Source organism: Ruegeria sp. HKCCD6428, from assembly GCF_013110595.1.
GTDB lineage: Bacteria > Pseudomonadota > Alphaproteobacteria > Rhodobacterales > Rhodobacteraceae > Ruegeria.
The window spans coordinates 1-22,205 of record NZ_WVQX01000010.1; the positions used below are offsets into that span (position 1 = coordinate 1).

Below are 22,205 nucleotides of genomic sequence, written 5' to 3' on the forward strand. Positions count from 1 at the left end.
AAGGTGAAAACGCGCTTGGAGGCCCAATTGAAGTCCTGGCTCATCTTGTGTCTCTACTCTCACAAGCCGACCAGCTTCAGGCAGGCGAGCTGGTTACAACCGGTACTTTGACAGACGCATGGCCAGTGTCTCCGGGTGAAGATTGGTCAGCTGGTTTTGGTGGCGTGATGGACACCGAGCTATCAGTACGATTTACATGAGGCCTTGGTAGAGTGGTGACGCCGACTGCACCAAAGAAAAGTTACTCTCAATAGCTGACCATGATGGTCTTCCACTGGTTTCATCAATTCTGGGACGCAATTTAACCAGGTCCGGTTTAGGCTCGGTGTCGTCGTTCGCTCAGTCGCGGCGAATGTCCGGAAAGCGGACATGCATCGCGACTGAGCGAATGACCGCGTGGAGCCCATACCTGTGTAGTTTGCCCTCCGCAGCGAATGTCAGCTTGTCCGAGCTGTTCTATGCTCGTGTGCTGCTTCCTCGTGCCGTTCCTCAAGAGCCTGACGAATGATCTGGTACGAAGATGACAAGAACAGGCTTGCCATGATCGCAGCAACTATTAGGTCAGGCCAACCTGTTGCCGTACCCCAGACGCCCAACGCGGCAATCATCACAGCTACGTTACCGATGGCGTCGTTCCGCGAGCATAGCCAGACTGATCGCACGTTGGCGTCTCCATCCTTGTAGCTAACAAGCAAGAATACGCTCGCAAGGTTTGTTGCGAGAGCCAACGCGCCGATGATGCCCATAATTTCGGCCTCTGGAACGCCCACGTAAAAAACACGGTAGACGGTAGACCCAAACACCCACGCACCCATAAAAAAGAGGCTGATCCCCTTTGCCAAGGCGGCATTCGTTCGAGCGCGGATAGACGCGCCGATCACAGCGAGGGAAATGCCGTAGGTCAGTGCGTCACCAAGGAAGTCGAGCGCGTCGGCCTGAAGTGCCTGAGACTTCGCGTAGTGTCCCGCGGTCATCTCGACCACGAACATCGTCGCATTCAACGCGATGACGATCCAAAGCCGACGTTTGTATTTGTTCGACATTCCGTCGAATTTCACCTCGTTGCCGCAGCACCCTGCCATCTCAAAACCTCTTCAGAATCGCGTCAGATCCAATGTAGTGTCTCTAGTGACTAGAGGTTCAAGAGGTTTTTCACATGTTCTCGATTGGCGAGCTTTCGAAGCGGACGAAGGTCAAAGTGCCCACCATCCGCTATTACGAAGAAATGGGTCTACTGGCCGCACCGGAACGGACGGCAGGCAACCAGCGGCGCTACACAAATGAGGGTTTGGAGCGCCTGAGCTTTATACGGCACGCGCGTGATCTCGGCTTCTCCATCGAAGCAATTTCTTCTTTGATTGAGTTACAGAACCATCCGGATCGGTCGTGCGAAGCGGCCACCGAAATCGCAGAAGGTCAGTTGTCCGAAGTACGCGCAAAGATCAAACGCCTCAAAGCTCTCGAATATGAATTGAAGCGTATCGCACAGGGATGTGACGGACGGGGTGTGGCAGAAGACTGTTACGTCCTGGCTTCGCTTGCAGACCATGACCTTTGTGGTCGAGATCACTGACCCACAAAAGCAGACATCTTTTCACTGATTTTGAACGGCCGCTTGGCGGACGAAGCGGACATTGCAAAGTTTGGTGGTCGAGGCCAACTTTGGGCATGGTTTATGGGAACGTATCATCACAAATTACTCGAGACGCTAAATGGATTGAAACTTGCAAGGTTTTGCAACCGGTATCTCCATTTTTCGAAAGATGCAGGTCAATGCTGCCGCTGAGGTTTGGTCAGATCAAGACTTTTGTATTTTTCCAGAACAGAGCGCATCAGACGCAGATCAAAATAAGCGCGTCGGTTCAGAGCGCACTATCGACGGAGTTTCTGAGTTCGAGTCCGGGTCACAGGGTATCGAATCGTTTCGCTGACTGAGAGCTACTCGACGCTGTACTGACCCGCAAAATAGGATGCTTCATTCTTTTTGGCACACGCTAAGCTAGAAGGTTCCCAGAACTACGCGGTGAATCTCGGGCTGCCGCGCACGTCGACTTGACACAGTAGCCCTAACTGGTTCAGCTTCTGGTCATGACGTACACACGCATCCACTGCCATCGAATATCGGCCTGAGGTCGATAACCCACGCGAAATCCGCGGGAGGCAGCATTGGTATGCGGGCGAGGCTTATATCCTTGTAATTGCTCCAGATTAGAGTGCACGAGTCGGTTCGATTCCGACGCCTCCTACCATCCTCAGGAGGAGTCCAACATGGCGGACGACGTCACGAACGCAATTGATTTCAACGACATCAAGCAATCGGTCGAGGAGAACCTCGGAAGCACACCCGAAGGCTGGTCCGGCTTGGTCACGGCACTCTTCACAGAGGTTAAGGAATACTGCAATCTGAAGGGTGCCACCTACCCCTTTGTCCTTCAGATCAAAGAGAAACTCGGCGAGCTCCGCATCTACCACCGGTGTGATGATCGACAAATCCAGTCGATGATCACCGCCACAATTGCACGAGCAAATCGTACCTGTGAGCGATGCTCAAACGCTGCCGAGACCCAGCTGTTGGACGGCTGGTACACGACACTGTGTTGCTGGTGCGCGCATGATGTCGCGAGCAAGCGCCACCCTGAAAGGAAGAGGCATTTTGGCGTTCGAAAAACGCGTGTTCGAGATCGAATGACCTGTGGTGTCTGCGGATATTACGGCCAGATTGACCGAACGGATGACCGTAATCGGTGCCCCGCGTGCGTGAAGAAGGACTGGTGATGACCGCCGAACAACAAGTGATCTTCAATAAGATTATGGAAGACCACGATGATGAGGACTACGCCCGGAAGCTCATGAACACGGGCTCGCTGTCAACTGGCCATGTTCCGCCGATTGCGCTTTGCCAGATCCCGGGAGGTGTATTCCACCTCAACAGGGCCAAGTTTTGGAGAGTGTGACTGATGGGTGATGTCGAAAAGAGCTGGAAGGAATTCCGGGAAAAGGTCCGAGGTGTGATCGAGGACCATGGAGCGCCAGATGATCTCCGCTCATTTGACGCCTGGTACGCCGAAGAGATGCGTTTGGTGATGGCGCACAACTACCCAGCTCCGCACGTCTCTGACGTCACATGGTCGACCGAGTTTCTGCATGTCGAGTGTGATGACCGCGAAGTGGTCGACCGTATGATGACTGCTATGGCGGAGGTTTCACATGATCTCAAAGAGGCGCGGGCCCGGAGGTCAGTGATGAGCAGTGTTGTCGACTGGAATGATATTCATGGAAGCGTCTTCAAGCAGCTTGGTGAGTATCGTGCCGGGTGGGCGGAGCAGCTTACGCTTGCACTTGAGAAAGTGAAGAGGTTGACCAACGAGCAGCCCGACCTGTTTGGTGATGAACACCCGTCCATCGTTCAGATCAAACAGAAATGGGGAGGCTTGCGCGTCTATGAGGGCCCGGGCTGCAACCAGGCTGCGAGTGAAGAGATTCAATGGCGTGTCGATCAGATTGAGCAAACCTGTGAAGGTTGTTCTAATTCTGCCCAACGCCAGAACATCCTTGGGTTTGTGACGACGCTTTGCAGCTGGTGCTACAATGATGCTCTACGGCGGCGATTTGAGGGCGCCGAAGAATCCTGGCCCGACAGCCTTAGGCTGGACATTGTGGAAAACTATCCAGACCTCGTTTCTCCGGATTGCGCATCTCTTGTTCCTGCTATCGGAAAGGGCTGGCTCGTCGTGATTTCGCAAGCACTCCACAAGCTTTCCTTCAGTCAGGATTTCAGGGCACTGGACCCTGGAACTATTCAGATCTCGGATATTAAGAAAGGCCAGGATGGCAAGATTTCCATCGGTTTCAGTCGATACCACGATCTCCTTCAGGAGTACGCTGACTGGATGAAGTTTCGATGCGGTGTGACGTGTGAAGAGTGTGGCCACGTTGGTGACATCGTTCGGACAGCCGACAGGTCTCAAGTGCTCTGTTCTCACTGTTATTGTACTCGGGAGAAGTCTGATGGGTGATGACGACGACGTTGAGCTGGATGAACAAACCTTGCGTTTGCTTAGGCTTCGGGAGGCTGAAATTGCGGCCGGTCGAGCAAAACTAACCAAGCCGATTACCTCGGATGAGATCCGGTCGCGAAAGGTGCCTGATCCGAAGGTTAAGCCAGATGAGTGACGAGTCTACGGAAGAGGAAATCCCAATTTTCGTAGTCTGCGAGACTTTGGTGAACGGCAAACTTCGAGAGATTGAAGGAAAAGAGATCACTGTAAAACCAAACAAGATCTTAGTCTTGACGATCAGTGTCGAGGATGTTGAGCGATGACAGATGATTTTTCAGAAGACGAGATCTTCGGGCGCCCGTTACAGGATGTTCCTCTGGATGAATTGATCGCGGAGTTGCAAGCTCGTCGCAAAGAGGGTCCGGAGGTCTGGCTTGCATTGCGCAAAATGATTTTCGAGCAAATCGCCGATTTTGCACAGCGTCCGGCCGATGCGCCCAAATGGCGGGATGAATGGGTCAAAGAGAACACCTGGGATCTAGTGACTGACGACGATGATGTCGAGATCACTGATGGTAGCGGCAACGTGTTCGACGACCTCGGGATCGAAGACCCAAGGAAGAAGACTTAGTGATGGGGGCGGAGCATATCAGCTTGATCTTATCCGCTGTGATCATTGTCGCGTTGGCGATCTACGTCAGACACATCGTCCAAACTGCCGGAAATGATCGCGAAGTCGACCCAGAGCGAGTTCGAAGGATCATGCGAGATCTGGACTACAGCCACCTGGACCGAGTGATGAACTGGCGAAGGAAGGGGTAGCGGGATGTTGAAGGTGGTTGTCTATGTCGGCGAAAACGAGGTCGCTCGAGCCATTGCTGAGAACGCTTCAGATCTGGCTGACGTGTCTGATTACGATATCCGCATGAATGAGAGGGCATCTGAACAGCTCGGTGTTGAAGAACGAGGCCTTGGCGGTAGAATCGAAGACCACCCACGAAATCAAACTGTTTGGTCGCTTGTTCGCAAGATCGCAGACCTTTGGCTTGCAGGGACTGGTGCTGGTGAAGAAAGCGCTCAGGCAAAGCTGCTGTCGGTGATCCGTGAGTCCATTCGCGAACCAGACGAGTGGATCGAAAAGGAATCGAACCAGAATGACGATTGGAATGCTGTGATCAAGCAGATTTCTGATGACGAGCCGTATTCCCTAGGCTTCTACGCTGACAAATTTGAGTCGTGGACAGCGGACGAGATTGAAGCTCTTCGATGTGATGTGGTTGAATCAGCCACAGAGGAAGAACTAATGGCCGAGGTCGAACGCCGGCGAAGAGCTGGTCTACTGCCCAAGGAGGCCTCGAATGATGGCTTCTCAGATATGGTTGATGATCTCTGGGGCAAGCTCGATACAGACCCAGACCGCTAGTACAGCTTACCTGCCGCCCTTAACCAAAATTTGACATAAGAAGTCTATGGCGACTGTCGTTGTAGTAGTGCGTGCTTCTTCTAAGCGCCTCTCCTGCTAGGAACCAAAGCGCCCCGGATAAGCATTTCCCCAGCACTGCTCTGCGGAACTATGTACCACCAGTCTCTACGATGAGCATGGTTGACCGCAACCAGCCCAAACCGGACATCCATCGTCGGGCTTTGCAAACTCCCAAATGAGGTAAAAACCTGCCTCTTAACACTTGGTGCCCAATATCTGGTTCCTGCTTCTCGCGATGCTGCCAAAATTAAGTCAGCGCTGAATCAAAGCTCTTCTTCGACGAGAGAAAACAATTCGATTGGACGCGCAAGTCCACGAACTTCTTGAAACCCACAAGGGGAAAACAGATCAGGGGAGACTTCGGCAATCGCAGATGTTGCCAGCACTCTTCGGCCAATAGATTTAGTCAGCCCCTCAATTCGACTCGCAACGTTCACTGCACCTCCGAGAACCGTGAAATCAAGTCGACCAGGGCTGCCGATGTTGCCATAGCTGACTTGTCCAACATTGATCCCGATCCCAACGTCCAAAGACGGCTTTTTCGCTTCAGCGCGGCGACGGTTGAGGACCGTCAAACCGGCCAATACACTTTGTGCGGCTTGCGCAGCCTTTCGGCATCGGTCGGCGTGATCAGCCTGAGTTGCGATGGTGAAGATCGAGAGAATTCCATCACCCATGAACTTGAGAACATCGCCACCGTTATCTTCCACAGACTGAACAACCAGATCAAAGTAGCCGCTCAGCGCGTCAAACACATCGGCCTCGGGTGCGGCTTCTGAAAGCGCCGTGAACCCTCGTAAATCAGAAAACATGACCACCGCATCAAGGGTCGTTCGTTCGCCTCGCTTGATCCTCCCGCTCCATACGGCGTCGGAGGGCCCATCGCCAAGATATGTTCGCAATAGACCCTTGGCTGACTTGCGCATCGTGACAGGTTCCAAAGCGGAAGACAAAGCAGGCAGCGCTGCCTCAATCAATTCCAGATGTTGCGGTGAAAAGCCGTCTGGTTCCTGCGTGACAAATGTGCAGCCGTGCAGAGATCCGTCGCCATAATACATCAGAGTTGCATAGTAATCTGTGCCACCGAGCTCAGCGAACTCTAGATACGATAAATGCTCAGTCTTTGGATCCAGTTGTCGCAGGCTTTTGTGAAGCGGCTTTCTGTGCTCCAGAATGTACTCAAACGAGCTACCAACATACCCTTCCGTCAACATCGTTTCATGAGTTACGTCGTAGCTGTCGGTCCCATCAGGTGTCCAAACGACCCCCCATGCAATGAGTAGCGGATTGGCGAAGCGCTGACCGATATTGACCCGCCAGAGCGGTACACCTTCCTCAATTAAGGACGAGCAGAAATGCGAAACTACTTTAACAGGGTCGCCTGAGCGGCGTCCTTCGGTAATCATCCAGTCGGTTAGTTGTGCTACGGAGGCCATGTTCTCAAACTAGCTGCTTAGACAAGATGATAAAGAACCTTGTCTTTGCTTTGTTTGCCTTAATCCAAGCAGTTTCTCAACGACCTTAACCGCATACGGCAGAGCGAAGCGCTAGGGTGCAACGACCGAAAGACCGTTGCTTCAGTCTTCAATTATCTGACGACTTTTTCTCATCGTAGTCCCTAAGAAGGGCATGTGTGAATTGTACAAACAGCGTGATGAAGACCCCGACGCCTACGAAAATATACAACACGGTAAAGAGTTTTCCTGTGTCGGTTACGGGCGTTAGGTCACTGAGGCCAACCGTAGAAATAGTAGTTGCACTGAAGTACAGCGCGTCCACCCAAGACCACCCCTCGACGCTGACATAAAACAAAGTTCCGGAAAGCAACAAGAGTATTGCAAGGGTAAGCGCTCCGCGGAATCTAGGGCTACTCCACGAGCGGACAATCGCTTTTAAGAGCCTGTAGAAATTCAAAAAAAATGAAAACATTCCGCCGTCCAATCCATAGTTCTGTTTGGCAAATCGTTGAGGTGCCATTGCAATCCGTCAAGGGAACTCTGCTACATCGGAGCCGAGATTCGTATTAATCGGTTTTCGGCAGAACTAAAAAGACAACCGGTCAAATGGGTACAGTACGCTCAATTTGCTCTGATGGTAAAATTCCATATATGCTTTTGTACAGGCTCCCAAATCGTCCCAAATCGGTGAATCCGTGAGCGAGCGCCACTTGCTTCACCATGGGTTTTTGCTGAGACGCCTGAACAAGTTCATCATGGACATTGGCCAGTCTTTGAAGAGCAAAAAATCGTGCTGGTGTTTCACCCGTTACGTCGCGAAATGCTGAGATCAATGTTGGCGCGCTTACCGCGGTTACTCGACACAGATCTGCCACTGATGGCCTTTTTGACAAGGCGGAAGAATAGTACTCTCGTGCTTTTGAGACCAAACCCACTTTTTGAGACCAAGTCGCTTTGCGTGCATTCCCACTATTCAGAGATAAGGCAAAGAAGATCGCAAGCGTCCTTGCAAGACGCGCCTCCAAATCACTCTGGGTATATTGACCATCGGCTTGGTTCATTATGCAGCTAAGTGTTCGCACCAAAGCTGCGTGAAAATCAGAAGACAGTTTCACGATAACCGTTGGTCTGCGAAAATCCGATGTATTTCTGCCGGAAAAAAGTTGAACCTCTTTGAGAAATCGTTGCAAGGGCACACGACCACATAACGAAGTTCGATTGCGCGCGACTACCTCGGTTTCCGATGCAGTGAAATTGAAGAAAACGGAGTTTTCTTTCAAAGGAACGCCACTTACCGTCCATAACTCTGAAGCGCAGATTGGTACAGTGAAATTAGCGAAGCTTTCACTTTGTGCGGTTCTCACCAATGCATTGGGCTTGAAGCGGATACTAGACAAACGGGAAAGCCCTAAACGAGCTGTGAAAATTGCGCCTTCGTCAGCCCCCTTTCCCAACTGTATCACATCGCCATCGAAAACCTCTCCTGTCATTGCTTCACGTACGGTTGCCGCAAAAAGCTCCGGTTTGCCTTCGCCAAGTTCCTTAAAAAAGTTCATATCGATTTTCCTCGGAGAGTTGGCTACCTTCGTTAAAATTAAACAATCGAATGCTTTGATATTCCTAGGGTGAAAGATATGCGCAAAAATCAATTGTCAACGCTCTGCTTGGTAATCTCAAGCATGCTGGCAACGCTGGCGAGCGCTCAAGAGGATTCTACAAGAACTCTCATAACGAATGTTCATGTTTTTGACGGGGTAAACGAAGCACGCATCGAGAATGCTAACGTTTTGATCGAAGATAATCTCATAACCGCTGTTTCTTCCGACCCAATCGAAGCCGAGAACGCGGTGGTGATTGACGGTGGCGGTCGCACGATGATCCCAGGATTGATCGATGTCCATTGGCACACGACGTATGCCTACACCCCTGCATCCGTTCTAATGTTGAATCAAGGCGACATGTCGGAAGTGGCCATTCGCAGTATGAAGGGGGCTGAAGAGACTTTAATGCGTGGATTTACCACCGTTAGAGACCCTGGCGGAAATCCGTTTACGATCAAGAAACTGATTGACGCTGGTGAATACCCCGGTCACCGCATTTTGCCCTCCGGACCATTCATGAGCCAAACGTCAGGCCATGCCGACTTTCACACGCTGCTTGAAAACCCAAGAAACTCCAACTCTGAACTGAGTTATTGGGAAAAAAATATGATGGCGATGATTTCTGATGGCGTACCGGAAGTCAGAAAGAGAACCAGAGAAATCCTCAAGTTTGGTGCTACTCAGGTCAAAATCACGACTGGTGGTGGTGTCTCTTCCCAATACGATCCGCTGGATGTGAGCGAGTATTCGGTCGACGAAATTCGTGCGGTAGTCGAAGAGGCAACGAACTTTAACACCTATGTTTTGGCGCATGTGATGACAGACAGAGGTATCCGTACCTCAATAGAAAACGGCGTGATGAGCATCGAGCACGGCTTCTTCGCATCAAGAGAAACACTGGAATTGATGAAGGAAAAAGGCGCTTGGCTCAGTCCTCAGGCGATGTTTGAGGCCGATATGGTTTGGGATAGCCCAGTTAGTGCCAAAAAGTGGAAACAGGTGACTGATGCTGTAGACGCGCTGTACCCAATGGCCGTCGAAATTGGCGTGAATCTCGCCTTTGGCACCGATCAACTCATGGATCCATCAAAGGCGTATCAACAGAGCGAATATCTTGTGAGGTTGGGAACTTGGATGACGCCTTATCAAGCGCTCAAGATAGCGACCTCTGAAAATGCCCGCCTAATGGAAATGAGTGGCCCTCGTCATCCCTACCAAGACGGTCCACTCGGAGTTATCAGAGATGGCGCATACGCTGATCTGATCCTCGTGGACGGCAACCCGCTTGAAAACTTGGAGCTTGTAGGGGACCCACAAGAAAACTTCGACCTGATTATGAAGGACGGAGTCATCTATAAAAACGAGCTTTGAACTGTGTTTCGCTTAGAGCCCAAGTGTCCATAAATGTCTTAAGCTGGCAGGTGATGACGCATTGACCAACATCCAAGTGGCCATACGGTTGAAAAGGATAAGTCATGAAGATTTGGAGAATAGTCTGTGTTGCCTCTTTGATTTCAACGTCGTTGTCCGCAGAAATCGCTGAGTTAGACTGGAACCAATTGATTGATGAAGAATCTCAGGAATACGTAGATCCTTTCAAAGAACTGACACCTGACCAGCTTAGTGGTCTTGTTGAAGTCGTCCGACTAAAGCTCAGACTGGATAGTGGAGCCCATTCCGAAGATGTCCGCAAAAGTCTTGAAGCGAAAATTCTGGAAAATGAGACGCCGCTGCAAAAGGCTGGGATCGACGTTGATTGGTTGATTGAACAACGATGGGTCGTTGCAGAGCGACGAAAGAAAGCCGCCACGGCTGGTAATCCAGAAATTGACGGAAAAGTCGTAAAGCTGGCGGGCTATGCGATACCCGCACCACCGGATCCTGATGGTACAAACGTCGCTTACTTGGTTCCGGAGAGAGGTATGTGCAGCCATACGCCTCCACCGAACCCAAACCAGCTTATTCGTGTTCGATTGCCGGAAGGTTGGTATCCAGAACGCTTTCACGAGCCAGTTCGCCTTACAGGGATAGTTTCTATTTCGCCGTCAGAGAGGACGATGAATTTCGTGGATGGGTTCGTTCCAATGAGAGCAACGTATTCATTTGAAGCTCAGTATGTAGAGGCTGGCGATGATCTCCCAGCTTATGGTTGGAAGTTCACTGACGCGGATGAGGTCAACGATCCAAGCGCCATTGGAAAATTAGGTTCCGGGGCTGCAAAATTTGACGCGTCAAAATTGGCAAGTTTTCGAGCCAAAGCTGCGCGTGAAGCAAATTCGAATTAAAAACCGCCTGTCTTAAGCATATGAAAGCCAGTGTGTTACGTGCCCAGACTGTGGATAAAACAGAATGTCATGCAGTAATACTTAAATGAAATTGCTTAATACGATTATCAATCTGGCGCCCACCAAGCATTGAAGTGCTGCTTGAAGTGGAGACTGTGACTTTGCAAAGTCAGCTTTCTGCGCATCGCAGACCTTTGAGTTCGAGGAAGCCCTTTGAACTTTGTGCTCACGGCTACCGCTGAAGGAATGTTCACGAGTGTCCGAGGTTCGGATCTAGCCGGTGGTTGGCTGACTAGAACGCAACCGCTCCATAATTGCGACTTATGTTAAATCTCGAAATCCCGGCATCCTGCCACAAAACCGGTGCGAATTTCCGACAGTTTCAGGAAAACGAATGTTTCTTCCGGTGACGTCTTGAAGGACGATGCCCGCAGTATCACTATTAGACTAAGTGTCCTTAAACCAAGACTTGTTCATTGTTTTCACTCCCTGATTGGCTGCGTTCCAAGCCAAAGCAGCTCACCGAAGCAAATCAAAAGCCCGCAAGCGAGCTTGATGCCGAACCGGTTGCGAAGGTCGGCACCAATATCGACCGGCCGGTCATCAATCTTTATCGACCCCACATCACCTCCGGGGATTGTCTGATTGTCACCGGGTATCAGGACTTCTTGTCTTCGCTGTCGATTTTGATGAAGGAATTGCCCGAGCTGCGGGATCTGGAAAACGACAGCGATATCCGGATCCGGATATCGTTCGGGATCGACACTGCGAATACCAAAAGACTGACAAACCCCAAACCAGTCACCCAAGAAATGAAAATCTACTGGCTGGAGCGCTCCGGGCTTCAAGTGGAAGAGGACCACGATCTCATCGCAGTGCTGGCAAAACACGCCATCAAAACCGGGAAAATTGATCTGCGTGTCTTCGATCCGGAGCTCGCCAAACGCAAGTTGGGTATATCTGGGGATCGGCGGCTACACTCAAAAATCGTCAGTTCCCCAAAAGGTGCCGTCGCCGGGTCCGCAAACTTTTCCTACTCAGGGCTCTACAGAAACATCGAGTATGCCGATGACCTGGATGCGGGCACGCATGAACTTCAGGTCGAACGCACAGAAGCCGCCGAGCAGGCTTGGGATGTGTCTGTCGATTGGAATACCGAGGCGCTGGAGATACTCGAAAAGCTTATCAAACCGGTGACCGCTGAAGACGCGATGGCGCGAACACTTTCGGAGCAAAAGGGGTTTGAACCCTGGCTCACTGGCGCCCGAAAAGAGATCACGAGCCATACGCTGTTTGGGTATCAACAGGAGCTGACCTATGAGGCGTGTTCCATCGTCTATGACCATGGCATCGCCTTCGTAGAAGCGCCAACCGGTTCAGGAAAGACAGAGATCGGCTGTCACCTGGCCGAAGCATTGTCAGAAACATTCTCAGAAGTCGTGCCCCGCTCCCCCGTCCATGGCGTTGCGCGAAAAAATGCGGCTGTAATTGCCCCGCCCAAAGTTATTCCCAGTTGGCGCAAGTATTCGACAAACTCGCTCCAACCTGTCGCGAATAGCAAACTTGCCAAACAACACCTCCGCGGCGCTGGCGATGAAGAAAAATCTGGGCTCAGGCTCGATCAGTTTGGCATTCTTATAATCGATGAAAGCCACACGGTTACACCAGGCTTTGAACAAGCATCTCAAATGGCTTCAGCCATCGAACTTGCCCCACCAAGCTGGAATGTCTGTCTGTCAGCAACGCTGCTCGGGAACCGGGATGTCGACTGGTTGACCCATATGCAGGAGAAGCGGGCGTCCATTTTCATGACCCCAACCTTCATTCAGGCCATGGGTGAGTTGTTCGAGCGCGAAACCCACGTTCCCAAAGATATCTTCAACCAGGATGCACAACTGGCCGTTTTGTCAGAACCCGACACGACGCTCACGCGAGAGGCTCGCACCGAACTCGCGCAACTTGTTTCTCCGTTTTTGACACGCAGACAAAGGCGATGCATTGGCGAGGACGAAGATCCCAGGAAGCACAGTTACCCGAAACTTGAAAACCACGGGCGCCCGAAGAAACTTATGGTGACAAAGCCTCAGCAAACGCGCCTGGATGAGATTGTGGCACTCTGTAAAGAACTTGCGCCTGGCGGTAGGGTGACCGCTGTCGAGAAAAGCCGGTTCGGGCATGTCAGCACGCAACAAAGCACCCAGGACCAACTCTACATCCGCAACCTTTTGAACATTCTGCGCGTGAGCGCCGCCCAGGCCCATTGGGAGATGTCTCATGGAGCTATTGGCAAATCGCTTCGCGACTTCGAGCGTGGCGGAAAATCGAAGAAAAAGGTGCCCCACCGCGACCAGTCCGACATGTTCGAAGCATTGGGAATAGAAGCGCCTGAACCCACAAAGAAATGCGACGCGCTAAACCAAAAACTGGGTCTCAGTGTTCTCAAGGAGCTTGATGAGAAGCGGTATGAGGCATGCCTGAGAATACAAAATGAAAAAGACAGAGTCGTCTTTCTCGCAGAACGGACGGACACACTAGAGATTTTTGCAGAAGCACTGTCGCGCAAAGGCCACCACACCAACTATGTCGTGGGAAACCAAACCAAGGGTGAAGATCGCGCCGTGAAGGTGATCTTTGGAGGTGGCCCCGACAGCTTCAAGCGTATCACACAGGGCAAGTCCGTTGAGTCTTACTTCCGACCTGGAGGAAAGAACGAACCAAAAGGATCTGCCTCGGTTTTTCTGACTTACAAAATGGCTGAAGGTATCAACCTTCAGTCGTCAGACACGCTGGTGTTGCTTGGTCTGACCTCGAACCTGAAAGAGCTCATCCAAGGTCTGGGTAGGATCGACAGGATCGATAGTGAGTTCGGGGTCGTCAATTATCACCTTATTGATGTGCCAGTAGGTCAGTTTGCATCTGACGAAAAAATCGCCCAGCGCATAGAGAACTATAGAACTTTGGCTGGGGAAGAGCTGATCGACGCCGTCTTAGAAGAAAGCACCGAAGACGCAGAACTGATCCTCGATAGTGTTGTTGAATATCTGCGATCCCCAAGGCGGCTTCGCGACAATAACTTTCACGACGTGCTGGAACGCACCAAGCAAACAATCCCCGAAGACCGCTACAAACTCATCGACAAGGCCAAAATCCAGGGCACCTGGGGCGCCGAGTTGGCGCTCCTATCGGCCCGTGAGAAATTCACGGCGCTACATCTCAAAGGACTTAGCAAGAGCAATAGCTTCTTTCCGCCTCGCCTGCTGCTTCTAAAGGATACTGCGCAAGGCCTGATATTGGAACGCGACCAGCTGGCCTGCGTCCAATCTCTGGAGACTGCATACGAACGGACCAGAAGCCTGGGTATGGAACACACCCACATGTCACTGGAAGATCTCTCTGAAGCGCTAGAGACGATTTCAGAGCAGATTGGCAAGCTGACCGAGTGGGACTTGCGCCCCGCTCGCGTTGAGAGCCTCATGAAAGCCTGCGCCGAGTTCATGGGACGCAAAGGTGGTGTCGAACTCAGTGATCAAGAATTGTTTGGCCATATGGCACTGCCTGCCGTGGAAATGGTGTGTGAGGCGTGGAGCCGTGAGCTTGATCCCTTCTGGGAAAAAGCGAAACACGAAGTGCGTGACAGCTTCGCCTATGAGGGTCTTCCCAAGGGGTACATCGCGCTTCAGGTTATCCTGGAAAAGCTCGAAAGCGATCATCAGGCGTCCGCAGAGATCCATGAGAAGATGGTCCGGGTCATCGAAGAAGCTGAACATATTTCACGCGACCACGAACCCGCAATTGGACAGCGCATTTCAGTGGTGTTCTTTTCGGATGGTGCAGGCGAGCACTAGGCAGCCTCAGACAGCAGCGAAGCCAGATCACTCAGTTTTACCAAGTGTCCTCGCGTCGTCTTACCTTCCATTTGCGCACCATGGGTCTCAATCCCTTTGCTCTCAAAATCAGACAGGAGTTTTCGGGACGTAGTTCCTCTTGACCTAGCCAGTGTAGCTACCGGCATGTACTCGCTTTGAAAGATCGCAAGCTGCTGCGGTCTGACCAAGAAAGACTCGCTTGGGCCATGCGGAACTTTGCGTGATCCGAGCAGGCCCAGCTTGCACCAATGTGTCACCGCCTGAGCCTTCCAACCCGTCAACTTTGCGACATCATTTGCGGTCCAGTCTTTTGACAACCGCTGCGTCCCAAGTTCGCGGTCGATGTCGGAAACTGAAAAATGAAACTCACCAAGTCGCATGTTTTCTTCCGCAACAACAGGTTTGATAACGCCTGTGGAGATTTTCTGAAGAACATGCATCAAAGCAGCTCGATAAGTTGTGCGCCTCAGGTTGAGCTGATTGAACGGAATAGTTTCTCCCGCTTGAACTTTAGTGCAGTTTCGAATGTTTGTTGTGAGCTCTTTTAGGCTTTCACCGTCAATGCAGCCATCAACAAGTGGAGGACGGTATTCAGCAGCAACCTCGTGGATCAATTCTGACGCGCGAAGCAGATCAAATTGCTTTCTTGTAACACCAAGGTAGTCTCTGGCCTGCAACCCATTCCAATACCGCTTCCTATCCAGATAGATGTTCGAAATTTCGAAGCGTGGAATCATCGTATGCCGGTGCCCATACCCGCTATGGGCTTGCTTTCCGGCAATTTGACCTGACTGAACCTCAGCCACCAAGCGCTGTGCAGAAATTCCCAGTTCCTTGGCCGCTTGTTTAGCCGAGACCCATTCCCGAGCTTGCAACGGCGTTAGCTTTCCCAGGTAGGTTCCCTTGAACTCGGTTGAAGCAGCACGCGACACTGCATCTCTGAAAGGCTGGTACGCATCATCTTCGAACTTCATAAGTCTTTGATACCAGCTTCCGAGCATGGACGGCACAGAGTTGGATTCTGAATTTCCTGCCAGTATCAACCCTCGAACGTGTTCTTCGAACCCATTTGGCCAATGGTCAAATACAGTTGCCAACGGCTCAATCAGTTCCAACGAATCTGCAACGCTTTTGGGTGTTTGTGTTTTCCCAGACTTGCCCGTGCGGTTCTGAGCGAAACCACTCGCTAGGAAATTAATAAAAGCGCCAATGTCTTTTGGGACCTGACGCCCTCCTGCAAGGTCAAGAAACCGCTTGCCAACCGTTGAATCTCCCGCAATCAAGGCGGAGATGATCACTTCGTGGTCCTTTGCTGCCACCCCTGAGAAATTTGAGTAGCTAAAGCCACATCTGCATTTATCAAAGCCGCCGGACGTCGGACGCAATGTGGTTTTGCAGACAGGGCAAACATCTTGAAGACGCGTTTTGTGATGGTGACAGGCTGTCACCAAGTAATGACGCCAAGTTTGTTGAAAGGGTAAGCCATCGGCAAGACATGAAGGGCAAATCGGATCGCTATGATGCCGCTCGAAACGCCAGCTTAAGCTGGGTGACTCAGGTTTGGCAGAAGGGGAGATAGCAACCAACAAACCTTTCTCTAAGCCCATCTCTTGCTCAAAGTGCTCGATGTTCTCGACTAGAATTCGCCCATACTTCCGCCGGAACCGTGTCAAAAATTCAGAGACATCTCTGTATCCATTTACATGGGCTAGACGACGCAAGTATCCGATAAGGCTCTCGCCTTTCAATGGTGGTACTGCAAACAAACCCGGCACCTCATACACCTCGCATAATCGCAAGCTCATGCGACGTCATAGGCTCTACTTCGAGACCAGCATCTGCCATGACTCTGATGTATGACCTGATCAGCTCAGTATCCGATGGTGGTTCTTCTTGAAAAAACGACTGATACGGATCTCGCTCCAGGCCTGAATCCGTCGCTGCCCTGGCAATCGTTTTGGTGCTGTATTGTAAATTTTGGGCACCCAATGCCAGGGGCGCGCGCAGCACTTCCAACGCCACTGGCACACGTCCGCCGGAAACACCGTACAATCGCCGTACCATATCGTCTTGGTCAAACTCCAAAAGGATGCCGGACTCCTCAAGACAATAGAAGGCCGCAAAGATTGCATCGCAGAACGCGATACGATCAGCCTCAACGCTCCACCAATAGGGGTTCATTCGAATGGTGTTCAAACAGCGTCCCGCAAACTGCTCGTTGCTGTCCATAACCGCTTCGAACATTGGCAACCCAGCTAAAATCAGAGTGACTGAGGTTTCATCAACAATAGTCTTGAAGTGATCAGCGGCTTGTCGACGCGAGTGTCTAGTCAGAGTTTCGGCGCAATGGTTCACTTCGTCGATAATGATAGTTTGAATGCCGTGCTCAGCTACGAGCCGAAAGAGACGTTCTCGAATTTGGGCAGGTCGCTCTCGTTCTACGAAATCAAAGCCCATGCTTCGCAAGCAGGAACCGTAATAATCCCGCTCGGAAGGCCGTGGCGCAAGTCGGCCCAGAATGACATCTGAAGATACCAGAATAGCACTTGGGCCGTGGCGGTCATTTTCAACTTGTGCCTTCAAGTCCTTTGTCAGTTCTGTCTTTCCACATCTCGTCGGCCCCAAGATTGGTATGATCCGTCCACCCTCGGTTGCTGCAATATTCAAAAGACGTTTTATCTCCGAGACAGCCCATTCGTGGCGGCTATGTCGGATGAATGCACCTTGCAGAGCTCTACTAGTTGTTTGGTCCAGCATCTTTTCTTTCGACCCTTGGCAAGTTCTTTGATCTCGTAACTGCGAGCTTGTTGTGACCAACCTCTGACCGTATTTGGTCAATTAGTTGTGGTTCTTTCAAACTTCTGTTCTGCATATCAGCGGCCCGCAACTTGTCGATTTCCGCAGAGCGGTTCCTTTGCAGTTTAGTTTTTTTGCCCTGCTTATACGTCCTGCGCGCTTGGATATCTTTGTGGATCTCCAAAGCCGTTTTGATTGGTCCGTTGTGTTTCGCCTTGGGTGACCGGCATTCTCTTAGCTCACGATAAGAAAGTGCTGCCAAGTCTTTTGCTTTGTTGGACGCGCGCACCAACTCGCCTGTATGCGGATCCACGACCAAAATTTCCCTAGCATCAAGTGGAGCATAGCGTATTTCAACACGCTGGCGCGGGCCTAGTCGTCGGTACAGCCTTGCCAAGTCTTCAGAGTTGTATTGCATACTCTCGAATTCGATACCGTAGTGCCACAGAGTTCGAGATTCGGATTGGATCATCAGCGCTGCGTGATGCTCGTCCAAAGACGGGGGTTCTGGCACTATGTGTTCATCTGCCAATCTGTCCCAAGCAGCGCTAGGTGTTTCACCCCGTTTAAAGATGTCTTGGACTTTTCTCCTCGGAGTTCTTCCATATTCGTCGTAGCGCCAGCGTTGCATTATTGAATTGAACACTCTTAGCGTCAGACGGGCTTCATCCATTGCTTTTTTGGTTCGATCCCGGTCGGGATACGCCTTTGACTTAGTCGCACCCGGAAGCTGGCTGACTTTGCTTCGAACTGCCCCGAACAAGTTTTCGATAAACGGCTTTTCCTGGGGTTTTCGAGGTTGCGCCCAATGGCCATGGACACCAGCAACTTCGATAAAAGCATCGATGGGTTCGCCCACGTTCTCTGAACCCTGATCCATTACAACCACTTTCGGCAGTGCGGCGATTTTTTTCCTGTTTACAATTTCGTGCTGTTCGAAAAAGTCTTCCTCTGGGTAGCTAATCATCTCCTTTAGAGCTTTGGCCACATGTTCTGATGATGGATCTGGTAGGAAGACCTGAAATGCGACAATCCAACTAGTAGCACAGTCAATCGCTGCACAAATCCACGGCCGACCTATTACCTCCCCGCTATCATCAACCAGCATTATGTCAGCTTTTGTGCAGTCCAATTCTATTTGATCGTAAGGTGCTGTTATATCATAGTATTTTTGGGCAATTCGCATGTGTTGGCGCGCCTCGTTACTGCCCAGTTGCCACTTTAGAACGTCAAAATGAGGGATTGTGTGCACAATCGCTTCGACTGCCTTGCGTCCGCAGCACCCAGGTTTTATGCCATTCTCATGGCAAACCAACTGGTATTGAATATAAGCGTCGCTAGACAGACTTGTTAGATTTTGTCTGTCCGAAGACGTATATTGCATTTCCAATAGATCGAGCACTATCTCTTGGAAAACGCTGTCAAACCTTGGCATACGATTTCCTGAATTGCTGCGCTTGGGCAAAAGCGCGTCCGGCCCGCCGCGCCGATACAATTTGACCCAATTCTGAACAGTCGATTGCCTCGGAAAACGGTTACCCTTGATTTTGAAGGTGGGTTCTTCGGCGAACTCGCGTTGAAGTATCGGTATGCGTTTTGCCCAATGAACGCCTTCCTCCCCAAGCTTTAGTGCATTTTCCACAATGCGTAGTCTGAGCTGAGCTTCACGTGCATCTTTAGCGGTTACATTACGAGGACGTTTGTCGAAGCCTTCTTCCTTCACTAGCCCATCGTGCACATGGTCTCGATATTCTTGTCCAGATATCTCAAAAGGATCAACTTGGGAGTTCGATATCTGATATGCATCCCGCCCAGCTATCGCTCCATCGACAGCATAGGTTTCTCCCCTATATTTGATGGTTCTCTGGTGCCGCCTTTTGACAATCTGCTTCAAAATTCGATTACCTCCAGATGTCTTCGGTCGCGGTTCGCAGTATTCAGGTTCGTGGATGGCCCAAGAGCTTCACATGAAAAATCGAACACCAGATAGCCATCAAGAATAAGGCGAAGAATCTTCGCTTGGGGGATGCCAATATTCTCTCTTAGTTCTTTGAACGTCACACGTTGCTGTTTGAGACACGCTATTTTGCTTGCAAGTTTAGGGGCGGTCTCTTCGGCTTGTCCTTGCAATAGCAGCCAAGCATTTCGATCAATCGGCCCCTGCAATAAGGACTCAGTTACAATGACAAGCGAGATTCCGACTTCGGCAAGAAGTGAAGGATAGTCCAGGTACTCAGGTTTCTTATCTATGTGAGCGCTGTGCTTGGCGTCCAAGTAGAACAAACGGCCGTCGACAAGTTTGACTTCTAGGTCTGGTGTATAAAGCTTAGGCCTGTACCGACGCCCTTCATAAGCCTCTAGCGCTGCTTCTTTGTTTGCAAATGCTCTTCCGGTTCCCATGTCGATTGTGCAAGGCTGTGGCTTAAGCGAGACCACACGAGGGTCGACCTGCATGCAACGAACCAGTGCTGCTTCCATTTGGCTTTCGAGCTGAATGACGCCTGGGAACTTGACGCCAGACATTTTGCCAGCGCGTTTTTTCATTCCGCGCTTGTGAACGCGTCGGGCCGTCGGGGGTGCGTGTCGATCTATCCTCATACGGGCTCTATACATGCATCCATTCGCATTGGCAATGGGCTCGATGCGAATAAAATGATTGCGACCGATGATGACTGAAGACGAATTTCAAGATTTGGCCAAAACTGAAAACTGGATTGCCCTCGGAGCGTGGCTGAATCGCGTTGTCCAAGACAGCCAAGCCTGCGGGTACGCGTTTCCGGACGATGCACTCCAAAGCGTTGCCGCTATTAGAGGCACAAAGCCTGCAAGCCTTCGCAATCCGATGTCCGCGGCGAAATGGTTAGAACAGAACCGACCCGATCTTTTTGAATCAAAGCCCGACTGGCTGGCCATGATGCAAGTTATTTTGCTTTCAAGGATAGATCGGTATGACCCTAGGAAATCCAAAGAGATAGCTGATGCCGTTCTTTCAGGGGAGTTATCTCAGGCGGAAACTAAGTCTATTCTTGATGAAGTTCGATTGGCGGAGAAGCCTGCGGTCGTGATTGCTAGAGGTGGTTTTGGCGGCCAGCGAAGAGCCCGAGACTTCGAAGTAAACGCAAAAATGCTTTTCAAACAGAACACTAGTGACATTTTCAATATGGAAAATTTGACTGTTCGAGAAGGCAGAACGTTCGAGCCTCTTGCCACAGACTTAATCGTATACAAAGGCTCGGAGCCTTTTGCGGCGATTGAGATCAAAGGCCCGAGGAATAGAATTGATCCTGGCTACTTGATTGACCAACTGGCAAGAGCAGCACTTCTTTTGAGAAAGGTTCCTCAAGTACTATACGTTGTTCCTGAGCAATCTGAGTACAAACTGGGTGAACTTGTAGCGATACGAGACAAACTCGAAATCGAAGGAATTAAATTTGGGACATTGCCGGAGAAAAGTCGGCTCGCACCAAAAGATCTAAAAGTTCTGGGATGATCCACTCTCTAATGTTGGGTGGTATGCCGTGCGCGAAGGTCTGCAATGCGCAGACAGCGGACTTTGCAAAGTCTTGGGTACAGATCGTAATAGAAGTCTCTTTTCTCAGAACTCTGGGCCTGAGCATCGCTGGCTGGGGATTAGAAGCGCGAACAACGGATTCAGTTTCAAGGTTCAAATCCATCTCAGCGGATCGCCTAGAGACTGTTGATCTTCCCCGAGTTCAGAGCGGAGCGACCAGGTAGAATGATGCGGCGCGAGTGACGCCAATTTATTTCCTACCAACCCGGCGCGGGCAGGGATTGGCTCAAGGCAGTTCCAGGAAGGGTCAAGATAGGCGCAGAATACAAATGGCTGAACAGAGTTCTGGACTGTGACATAGATGATCTTCGCCGAGGTTGGGTGTGGGTGAACTAGTAGTTGAAACGCAAACCCAAGCCGGCACCTTTATCGTAGGGGCGGTCGGAACCTATACCGATTAGGAAATCAGCATAAATTGCGATGCCAGGACTGAGGTTCTTGCCAATCTGGAACTCAGCGGTCGCTGGCCAAGCATCGTTCTCCCAGTCATATGGTGCTTTGATGTCAGCCTTGGCCCAGTACCCATCGCCAAACGGTTGTAGCGCAATCAACCGCATCGCAGTTTGGTTTATGTCCGTCGGGCCATTGTATGAAGCAAAATGCTGGAGCAGTGGGATCAGCGTCAGCCCTGATTTTGTGTTTGCAAAGGCGAACCCGCCAAAAGGCGCAATTTGATCGGACCCGGTTCCGATCCCTTTTTCCGGGTCGCCAAAGTCCAGAATCCACTCCAGACCAATGGCCGACTTGATGGCCCACGTTTCGTTGAGCGGTCTCTGAGAGGGAAAATAGATCGCTTTGAGGCTCAATTTCTCGAAGTCAGTGAACCGAGTTCCAGTCACATCCGTTGAGTTGTAGTGCAACTCATATTTCAGTTTCAGATCAGGCCGCAGCATGTATGCGCCATCTATAAAGGCGTCCTGCTTGTCAGCACCGTTGCCCAAATCAAAATACTGATACCGGATGTCCGTGTTATTAACTGCGGCCAAAGGGTTTGAAGCGTTTTCATCGGCGATTGCTGGGGCCGCAACAATGCCAGTCGCCAATGCAAGGACAAGCGCTTGGATTTTCATATTGTTTCCAGAATTTTTGTTGTGGATGCCAAGCCCCACATCAAGCATATCATTATCTGATGCGGGGCTTGCATTACT

At 50.9% G+C, this 22,205-nt stretch carries 21 protein-coding genes and 1 tRNA gene; 13 read left to right on the forward strand and 9 right to left on the reverse strand.

The window, feature by feature from the left end:
* Window positions 1-200 (forward strand): hypothetical protein (locus GS620_RS21865; protein WP_216597948.1); only part of this gene is annotated, 200 nt, incomplete at its 5' end.
* Window positions 201-437: 237 nt separating this feature from the next.
* Here GS620_RS21865 and GS620_RS18280 read toward each other — a convergent pair.
* A complete protein-coding gene (locus tag GS620_RS18280; RefSeq protein ID WP_170682774.1) occupies window positions 438-1,082 on the reverse strand; it encodes a cation transporter in 645 nt (214 codons plus the stop codon).
* Between the two features lie 74 nt (window positions 1,083-1,156).
* Here GS620_RS18280 and GS620_RS18285 point away from each other — a divergent pair, with 74 nt between their 5' ends.
* From GS620_RS18285 to GS620_RS18320, 8 genes are all read left to right on the forward strand, one after another.
* Window positions 1,157-1,573, forward strand: coding sequence for a helix-turn-helix domain-containing protein (locus GS620_RS18285; RefSeq protein ID WP_170520077.1), 417 nt, complete (start codon window positions 1,157-1,159; stop codon window positions 1,571-1,573).
* A 582-nt stretch (window positions 1,574-2,155) separates the two neighbouring features.
* Window positions 2,156-2,249: transfer RNA gene (locus GS620_RS18290), tRNA-OTHER, on the forward strand.
* A 19-nt stretch (window positions 2,250-2,268) separates the two neighbouring features.
* Window positions 2,269-2,775 (forward strand): hypothetical protein, encoded by a 507-nt coding sequence (locus GS620_RS18295; RefSeq protein ID WP_171617354.1) that lies wholly within the window; start codon window positions 2,269-2,271, stop codon window positions 2,773-2,775.
* Complete coding sequence (locus GS620_RS18300) at window positions 2,775-2,954, forward strand: hypothetical protein (RefSeq protein WP_171617355.1); 180 nt, start codon at window positions 2,775-2,777, stop codon at window positions 2,952-2,954. The genes GS620_RS18295 and GS620_RS18300 overlap by 1 nt, the downstream gene beginning before the upstream one ends.
* Before the next feature lie 3 nt (window positions 2,955-2,957).
* Complete coding sequence (locus tag GS620_RS18305; protein WP_170682768.1) at window positions 2,958-4,016, forward strand: hypothetical protein; 1,059 nt, start codon at window positions 2,958-2,960, stop codon at window positions 4,014-4,016.
* A complete protein-coding gene (locus tag GS620_RS18310; protein WP_170682767.1) occupies window positions 4,009-4,173 on the forward strand; it encodes a hypothetical protein in 165 nt (54 codons plus the stop codon). Before GS620_RS18305 ends, GS620_RS18310 begins: the two co-directional genes overlap by 8 nt.
* 144 nt (window positions 4,174-4,317) lie before the next feature.
* A complete protein-coding gene (locus GS620_RS18315; protein ID WP_170682766.1) occupies window positions 4,318-4,629 on the forward strand; it encodes a hypothetical protein in 312 nt (103 codons plus the stop codon).
* A gap of 195 nt (window positions 4,630-4,824) precedes the next feature.
* Complete coding sequence (locus GS620_RS18320) at window positions 4,825-5,421, forward strand: hypothetical protein (protein ID WP_170682765.1); 597 nt, start codon at window positions 4,825-4,827, stop codon at window positions 5,419-5,421.
* Window positions 5,422-5,744: 323 nt separating this feature from the next.
* On the opposite strand, the gene GS620_RS18325 is transcribed toward GS620_RS18320, so the two are convergent.
* The 3 genes from GS620_RS18325 to GS620_RS18335 form a co-directional block, all read right to left on the reverse strand.
* Window positions 5,745-6,917 carry an adenylate/guanylate cyclase domain-containing protein gene (locus GS620_RS18325; protein WP_170332093.1) on the reverse strand — a complete coding sequence of 391 codons (1,173 nt, stop codon included), beginning with the start codon at window positions 6,915-6,917 and terminating at the stop codon, window positions 5,745-5,747.
* Between the two features lie 148 nt (window positions 6,918-7,065).
* Complete coding sequence (locus GS620_RS18330) at window positions 7,066-7,458, reverse strand: potassium channel family protein (RefSeq protein WP_367397140.1); 393 nt, start codon at window positions 7,456-7,458, stop codon at window positions 7,066-7,068.
* An 82-nt stretch (window positions 7,459-7,540) separates the two neighbouring features.
* Window positions 7,541-8,494 (reverse strand): helix-turn-helix domain-containing protein, encoded by a 954-nt coding sequence (locus tag GS620_RS18335; RefSeq protein ID WP_171206358.1) that lies wholly within the window; start codon window positions 8,492-8,494, stop codon window positions 7,541-7,543.
* Between the two features lie 78 nt (window positions 8,495-8,572).
* Here GS620_RS18335 and GS620_RS18340 point away from each other — a divergent pair, with 78 nt between their 5' ends.
* The 3 genes from GS620_RS18340 to GS620_RS18350 all read left to right on the forward strand — a co-directional run bounded on the left by GS620_RS18340 (window position 8,573) and on the right by GS620_RS18350 (window position 14,669).
* Window positions 8,573-9,910 carry an amidohydrolase family protein gene (locus GS620_RS18340; protein WP_170380015.1) on the forward strand — a complete coding sequence of 446 codons (1,338 nt, stop codon included), beginning with the start codon at window positions 8,573-8,575 and terminating at the stop codon, window positions 9,908-9,910.
* Between the two features lie 104 nt (window positions 9,911-10,014).
* The gene (locus GS620_RS18345) at window positions 10,015-10,824 is read left to right on the forward strand and encodes a DUF3299 domain-containing protein (protein WP_170380014.1); all 810 of its coding nucleotides are present in this window, start codon (window positions 10,015-10,017) and stop codon (window positions 10,822-10,824) included.
* Window positions 10,825-11,300: 476 nt separating this feature from the next.
* Complete coding sequence (locus GS620_RS18350; protein WP_171206359.1) at window positions 11,301-14,669, forward strand: DEAD/DEAH box helicase family protein; 3,369 nt, start codon at window positions 11,301-11,303, stop codon at window positions 14,667-14,669.
* Here the strand turns inward: GS620_RS18350 and GS620_RS18355 are convergent.
* From GS620_RS18355 to GS620_RS18370, 4 genes are read right to left on the reverse strand one after another with little or no spacing between them, the layout of a single operon-like run.
* On the reverse strand, window positions 14,666-16,495 hold the full coding sequence (locus tag GS620_RS18355) for a TniQ family protein (protein ID WP_171617356.1): 1,830 nt from the start codon (window positions 16,493-16,495) through the stop codon (window positions 14,666-14,668). The two genes, GS620_RS18350 and GS620_RS18355, sit on opposite strands and share 4 nt — an antisense overlap.
* On the reverse strand, window positions 16,467-17,447 hold the full coding sequence (locus GS620_RS18360) for a TniB family NTP-binding protein (protein WP_170657906.1): 981 nt from the start codon (window positions 17,445-17,447) through the stop codon (window positions 16,467-16,469). Before GS620_RS18360 ends, GS620_RS18355 begins: the two co-directional genes overlap by 29 nt.
* Complete coding sequence (locus tag GS620_RS18365; protein WP_170657905.1) at window positions 17,428-19,380, reverse strand: Mu transposase C-terminal domain-containing protein; 1,953 nt, start codon at window positions 19,378-19,380, stop codon at window positions 17,428-17,430. The genes GS620_RS18360 and GS620_RS18365 overlap by 20 nt, the downstream gene beginning before the upstream one ends.
* Window positions 19,377-20,030: a hypothetical protein gene (locus GS620_RS18370; protein ID WP_170698494.1), complete on the reverse strand. Its 654-nt coding sequence runs from the start codon at window positions 20,028-20,030 to the stop codon at window positions 19,377-19,379. Before GS620_RS18370 ends, GS620_RS18365 begins: the two co-directional genes overlap by 4 nt.
* 121 nt (window positions 20,031-20,151) lie before the next feature.
* On the opposite strand from GS620_RS18370, the gene GS620_RS18375 reads away from it, so the two are divergent.
* Window positions 20,152-20,976, forward strand: a complete 825-nt coding sequence (locus GS620_RS18375) for a hypothetical protein (protein ID WP_170657903.1) — start codon at window positions 20,152-20,154, stop codon at window positions 20,974-20,976.
* A gap of 413 nt (window positions 20,977-21,389) precedes the next feature.
* Here GS620_RS18375 and GS620_RS18380 read toward each other — a convergent pair whose 3' ends face one another.
* Window positions 21,390-22,175 (reverse strand): hypothetical protein, encoded by a 786-nt coding sequence (locus GS620_RS18380; protein WP_170592131.1) that lies wholly within the window; start codon window positions 22,173-22,175, stop codon window positions 21,390-21,392.
* Between the last annotated feature and the right edge of the window lie 30 nt (window positions 22,176-22,205).